Annotated in this window: 5 protein-coding genes; 3 read left to right on the top strand and 2 right to left on the bottom strand. The window is 42.7% G+C overall.

The window, feature by feature from the left end; translation table 11 throughout:
- Window positions 1-174 precede the first annotated feature (174 nt).
- Window positions 175-585: an alternative ribosome rescue aminoacyl-tRNA hydrolase ArfB gene (arfB, locus tag QWZ17_RS23230; protein WP_290307713.1), complete on the bottom strand. Its 411-nt coding sequence runs from the start codon at window positions 583-585 to the stop codon at window positions 175-177.
- Window positions 586-870: 285 nt separating this feature from the next.
- On the opposite strand from arfB, the gene QWZ17_RS23225 reads away from it, so the two are divergent.
- Window positions 871-3147, top strand: a complete 2277-nt coding sequence (locus QWZ17_RS23225; protein ID WP_290307712.1) for a glycosyltransferase family 4 protein — start codon at window positions 871-873, stop codon at window positions 3145-3147.
- On the top strand, window positions 3148-4158 hold the full coding sequence (locus QWZ17_RS23220) for a glycosyltransferase family 4 protein (protein ID WP_290307711.1): 1011 nt from the start codon (window positions 3148-3150) through the stop codon (window positions 4156-4158).
- 67 nt (window positions 4159-4225) lie between these two features.
- Here the strand turns inward: QWZ17_RS23220 and QWZ17_RS23215 are convergent, their stop codons facing one another.
- Window positions 4226-5695: a glycoside hydrolase family 130 protein gene (locus tag QWZ17_RS23215; RefSeq protein WP_290307710.1), complete on the bottom strand. Its 1470-nt coding sequence runs from the start codon at window positions 5693-5695 to the stop codon at window positions 4226-4228.
- Window positions 5696-5901: 206 nt separating this feature from the next.
- Between QWZ17_RS23215 and QWZ17_RS23210 the strand changes: the two genes are divergently transcribed.
- The gene (locus QWZ17_RS23210) at window positions 5902-6579 is read left to right on the top strand and encodes a response regulator transcription factor (protein WP_290307709.1); all 678 of its coding nucleotides are present in this window, start codon (window positions 5902-5904) and stop codon (window positions 6577-6579) included.
- Window positions 6580-6587 lie beyond the last annotated feature (8 nt).

The following is a 6587-nucleotide window of genomic DNA, read 5'->3' as shown; positions in this document are numbered from 1 at the left end:
AAGCGTATTTGGGATTAATCTATATTTGTAAACAACTAACAGGATTAAAGAAAAAAAACGTAAACTTTTTTCAGGACGAGACAGCAGATGAAATCCCTAAATCGGATAAATCTGTTTAATCCCGGTTCAGACAAAAATCTGCACATCTGAAATCCGCACATTTGCACATCTAAACTATTCGTCCCCCAAATTTCTCCGTCCTTCCTTTTTGGCAGATAGTTTCTTTTTATTGTCTAAGCGGGCAGCTTTGGCGGCTTTGCTTACTTTGGTGGGTTTGCGTACCTTTTGAATCTGTAGCGCACGACTTAAAAGCGCTATAAGGCGTTCAACAGCTTTTTCTTTATTCAGATATTGGCTGCGTTCTTCATCACAAATAACCTGTACCAGGCCATCTTTGTTAAAGCGGGTTTGCAGTTTATCGGTAAGTAACAGTTTTTCATTATCTGTAAAAAGCAACGATGCCTGGATATCAAACAGCAACTCTACCTTGCTCGATACTTTGTTTACGTTTTGGCCTCCCTTGCCCCCGCTGCGCGATGTTTTGTAAGTGACCTCATTTTGCAGGTCGGCTTTATTCAGGTTCATTTTTCAAAGGTAAGTAATTTGGTTAGCGGTTTATTAATGCAAGCTAATAGTTAGCCTTTGCCGTAACTTTTCAGTTACCGTATTAAATAATATCTCAAAAAATTTAGTTTGAGTTAAAATGGTATGGTTTATGTCTTATCAATAATAACTATGAAAAGCTTGCCATAAAGACTAAATCGCTGTAAAAAAGCATACAAACGCATCTTTTTATAGTCAATAATTAAACAAAGCCCTTTATCCGGTTGTTTAATTATACAACCATATTTTAATACCCTACATCTAAAAATGAAAATCGCTTACATATCTACTTACCCTCCTCGCGAGTGCGGCTTAGCTACATTCAATAACAATTTAATGCGCGCCATAAACGCCAACTTCCCCGATAGGCATTCGCTTGCCCAGGGTGGTTTTGTGGTAGCGCTTAACGATTCTGAAAGCTTGCAGGAGTACGAGTCCCCCGATGAAGTAAAATATGTTATCCGTCAAAACCACCAAAAGGATTATATCCGTGCGGCCAATTACATTAATACCAGCAGTGCCGATGTTTGTATTATGGAGCATGAATTTGGTATTTATGGCGGCGAAAGCGGCATCTATATATTACCGTTAATCAACCGGTTAGAAAAACCATTGATCTCCATATTACATACTATCCTTAAAGATCCCAGTTATGTACAGCGCATCATCATCCGCGAAATTGCCGAGCAATCGTCAAAGATCGTTGTAATGAGCCAGCGTGCGGTGGAGTTTTTGACTACCATTTATGAAATCCCGGCAGAAAAGATCCAGATTATTGAACATGGTGTGCCTGATGTGGAGGCTCCAAAAGAAAACCCAGTTAAAAACCTATCGGCATTTAAAAACCGCCGGGTGTTGTTAACTTTTGGGTTGATTAGCCGCAACAAGGGCCTCGAAACCGTGGTGAGAGCCTTGCCTAAAATTGTAGAGAAACACCCGGATACCATGTACGTGATATTAGGGAACACCCATCCCGGCGTTATCAAAAACTCGGGCGAGGAATACCGTGATCATTTGAAAACACTGGCCGCACAATTGGGCGTATCTAAAAACCTGGCTTTCATCAACAAATTTGTTTCGGAAGAAGAGCTGGTGAATTACCTCACCGCCTGCGAAATTTACGTAACCCCTTACTTAAATGAGGCGCAGATCACCAGCGGTACATTATCATACGCCGTAGGCTCGGGCGCTGCGGTGGTATCAACTCCGTACTGGCACGCTACCGAATTATTGGCCGATAAACGCGGCCGCTTGTTCGACTTTAAAAACTCGGATGCGCTGGCTGATATCTGCATTGAGCTTTTAGACCAGGACCGCGTTTTAAATGAGCTAAAAGAAAACGCCTATCAATATGGCTTACACCTGCGCTGGCCGGTTGTAGGCGCCGAATTTATTAAGGTAGCACAGGAAGCCAGCGTGCGTTTTGATTTTAGCGATAAAATTTTAAAGAACAGCATAGTCGACCCGGAGATATTGCCAAAATTCAGCCTTACCCACGTATTGCGCTTAACCGACGATACAGGCATTGTGCAACATGCTAAATATGGTATCCCCAATTTAAAAGAGGGATATTGCCTGGATGATAATGCCCGCGCGCTTATCATGGCCTTAATGGCTTATCAACGCAGCAAAAGCCCTGAAGCATTTGAACTATTGCCCATCTACCTCAGTTACATTCACTACATGCAAACAGATGACGGTAACTTCCGCAACTTTTTAAGTTTTGACAGGCGATACCTGGATGAGGTTGGTTCTGAAGACTCTTTTGGCCGTACTATCTGGTCTTTAGGTTATTTAATAGATTGCGCTGCCAGCAATTCTTACCGTGAATTTGCATTAGAAATTTTTCATAAATCGGTACCGCACTTTAAAGCATTAACTCATTTAAGGGGAATGGCCAATACCATCATCGGTATCAGCTTATACCTGCAGGCTGTACCTACTGATGATGGTATGATCCAGATTTTAAAGGACCTTACCCAGCCGCTCATCGACGCTTACGATAAAAATCAGGCTGAGGATTGGCAATGGTTTGAGGAAAAGATGACTTATGATAATGCTATCCTTCCTTTGGCGTTGCTACACTCATGCGAAATTACAGGTAATGAGCGCGCTAAAGAGATAGCCATGGCCACCATGGCATTTTTGGATAAGCTAACGTTGGCTAACGGATATTTAAGTCCGGTAGGTAATGATGGATGGTATTATCGTGGGGGCACCTTCCCTACGTTTGATCAGCAGGCTATTGAAACTATGGCTATGGTGCTGATGCATTTCCAGGCGTACCAGATATTCAGGGTGCCGCAATATGTAGAGAAAATGTTTTTAAGCTACAAATGGTTCCTGGGCGAAAACACACTGCGCGCGCCGCTGTATGACCATGAGACCAAAGGCTGCTGCGATGGATTACTGCCAACAGGCATCAACCGAAACCAGGGTGCCGAAAGTACACTCGCTTACCTCATATCGCACCTTACAGTATTGAAGGCCTTTGAGCTGGAATATGAGTATAATAAGTACGGGCAGAAATTAGAAATCTGCTAAATGAAGGTAGCCGTTTTAGCCCCCGTAGCCTGGCGCACACCGCCCAGGCATTACGGTCCCTGGGAACAAATAGCGTCAAATATTGCCGAAGGGCTGATAAAACTCGGCGTTGAAGTAACGCTTTTTGCCACCGGCGATTCAATAACCGGCGGCAAGTTAGATGCCATATGTAAAACCGGGTATGAAGAAGACCGTACACAGGATGCCAAAGTATTGGAGTGCCTGCACATCAGTAACCTGATGGAAAAAGCCGGCGACTTTGATATTATTCATAACAACTTCGACTTTTTACCGCTCACGTATTCCGGGTTAATTAAAACGCCGATGATTACTACCATACATGGTTTTTCATCGCCGAAGATCATCCCGGTTTATAAAAAATATAACAACATTGGGCATTATGTATCCATCAGCGATGCTGATCGTAGTCCAGAACTCAGCTACCTGGCCACCGTTTACAATGGATTGGATACCAGAGATTTTCAGTTTTATGATGAGCCGGACGATTACCTGTTATACTTTGGCCGCATCCATCCCGATAAAGGCACCGCCGAAGCTATCCAGATAGCGATGAAAAGCAAACGCCAATTATTGATAGCCGGCATTATACAAGATGAAAATTACTACCGGGAAAAGGTGGAGCCTTTTTTATCAGACCAAATTCAATTTATTGGCCAGGCTGGGCCAGATAAACGCAAGGAACTTTTAGGCAAAGCCTACGCGCTGCTACACCCAATTAGTTTTAATGAACCTTTTGGCATGAGCGTGGCCGAAGCCATGTTATGCGGTATCCCGGTGATAGCCTTTAACAAAGGATCGATGCCCGAACTTATTCAGGATGGACAAACCGGCTTCCTGGTTAATGGTGTTGATGAAGCTGTCGACGCCGTAGAGTGGTTAGATCAAATTAGCCGAGAGGATTGCCACGATTGGGCAAGTTCACAGTTTTCATGCGAGAAGATGGTGGGAGATTATTTAGGGCTGTACAAGCAGATTTTGAATAGAAAATAAGCCTTTCTTGGCAAAACTTACGAAGTTTTAAAAACTTCGTAAGTTTGAAATTATCGAGCGTTCGTCGTTAAGCCTTCCCATCCTCCTTTAATTTATCCAATAACTCCTGCAAACTAACTTCGGCAAAAGCGGTTGATGAATCGGACACCCCATAAGGGATAATCAGTTTTTCATTATGCACAATAGCTCCGCAGGAGTAAAGCACATTAGGTACATAACCTTCGCGCTCATCACTGTTAGGGATCAACAATGGCTCCTTTAAGCGACCAATCTCTACCGCGGGATCATCAAGCTTCAATAAGCTGGCACCAAGCACATAACGGCGCATTGGGCCTACACCGTGGGTGATCATCAGCCAGCCGTCTTTAGTTTCTATCGGCGAGCCGCAGTTGCCAATCTGTACAAACTCCCAGGTAAATGTTGGGTGTTGTAACAGGATAGGCTTTTCCCAAATGTTAATCTTATCGGCATACATGATATAATTGTTACAGCCGTCAATACGCGATATCATCACAAACTTGCCATTTATTTTGCGGGGGAAAAGTGCCAGGTTTTTATTCTGTGCGCCTGCTCCGTACAGCGGCATAATTTTGAAATTATAAAAATCGGTTGTTTGCAGCAACTTGGGCATAATGAGTGATCCATCATAAGCGGTATAAGTAGCATAATAAACCTTACTTTCGTCATCGTTGGTAAAATGCACAAAGCGGGCATCTTCAATTCCTTTACGCTCGTATTCGGATATAGGGAAGATTACTCTGTCGGAAATATCGGTATCCAGCGAAAAAACAATTTCGTAGTATGAATCGGCCAGCCATAGTACCTTATCATACTCCAGTTTTTTCATATCGCTTTCCTGTAACCGCTGCGAATCGATGATAATACGGCGCAGGTTGGCGTATTCAAAATGATGATCGAGCTTTGATTCCAACTCGTTGATCACATCAATATTAATTTGTGTAATAGCCGCTTTTTCAAAGAAAAGCTTTTTGTTGTAAACAGCGTTCCGTACAATTTCGGCCTCGTCTATATAACTGCCGGCAGGCTCTATAGTAATGTTGTTGTCCTTATCAATCAATCCCCGGCGAAAGGTTATAGAAGAAATATGGCCCTCGCCCACCGCCCTAAAGCTGATAATCACACGGCGTTGCCCGTCTTCCAGTTCGGTTTGGTCTGGGTCTTCAACTATAGATGGGTTAAAAAACGCCGCGGATTCTATGGAGTATTCGTGAGTAAAGTATGAACCTATCAGTAGCTTACGGTTAACCGTAAGTGTGTCAAAATCTATATTTAACTCGGCAAACAAAGGCTTCAACTTGCTGCAATGTCTGTTTAAAACCCGGGTTATATTACGATGGCGTTTAGAGTATTCTTGTAACAACGGTGATATAATACTAAAGGCTATTTCCTCGCTAATTTCCATTACACGCTGTATCACTTCTTTGGCCCTATCGTTCCCATTAAAAAAGAACCTGGCAATAACTCGTTTCGGATCGGGATTAACTCTTATTGGCTTGCGTTCGATGGAAAGTCTCATAGATGTAATTAGTAGCGTTTATTGGGTAACAGTGTTTAAGGGAAATTGATTTAGCTATTTGAAAAGAATCAAGAGTTAAGAGTCAAGAATTAAGATTTTAGCTGCTATGATACGTTATTAAGTTTAAATCTTTGATCGAACGATTCCTGTCTTGATTCTTGACTCTTAACTCTTGACTCTTCTTTTTTTACTAAATTGCACTCCGTATGAATGTATTGATTGTTGAAGACGAGAAAGGCTTAGCCCTCGAAGTTGATGAATTTTTGAGCCACGAGGGTTTTACGGTTGAACATGCCCGCACCAAAAAATCGGCAGAGGAAAAGATCTTTGTAAACAATTATGATTTTATCCTGCTTGATTTGGGTTTGCCCGATGGTGATGGCTTCGATTTATTGAAACTGTTAAAAGGGCTGGAAAAACGCGACGACGCTGTGATTATCCTAACCGCCCGCGGCGCGGTTGATGATCGCGTATCTGGCCTGGAGCAGGGTGCCGACGACTATCTTGCTAAACCGTTTTCCCTAAGTGAGCTTTTGGCCCGCATGCATGCGATTACCCGCCGCAAACACCGCCTGGAAAGTAACGACATCAATATAAAGGGCCTAAAAGTAAACATCCAGAACCGCACCGTAATGTATAACGAGGAGCGGATAAACCTGACCAAAAAAGAGTTTGAAATTTTCAATTACCTGGTACTAAATAAAAACCGGGTAATATCGCGCACCAACCTTACCGAACATGTTTGGGGCGATGTACTGGAAATTAACAGCGACTCCAACTTTGTGGATGTGCACGTAAAAAACCTGCGCAAAAAACTATCGCAATACATCCCGATAGATTGGTTTGAAACTGTGAGAAGTATTGGTTATCGCATTAACATCTGATAAGCTAA

The sequence above is a fragment of the Mucilaginibacter flavus genome (assembly GCF_030409315.1).
GTDB classification, from domain to species: Bacteria; Bacteroidota; Bacteroidia; order Sphingobacteriales; family Sphingobacteriaceae; genus Mucilaginibacter; species Mucilaginibacter flavus.
Note: the sequence above shows the minus strand (reverse complement) of the source record. Positions and strands in the feature narration are given on the sequence as shown.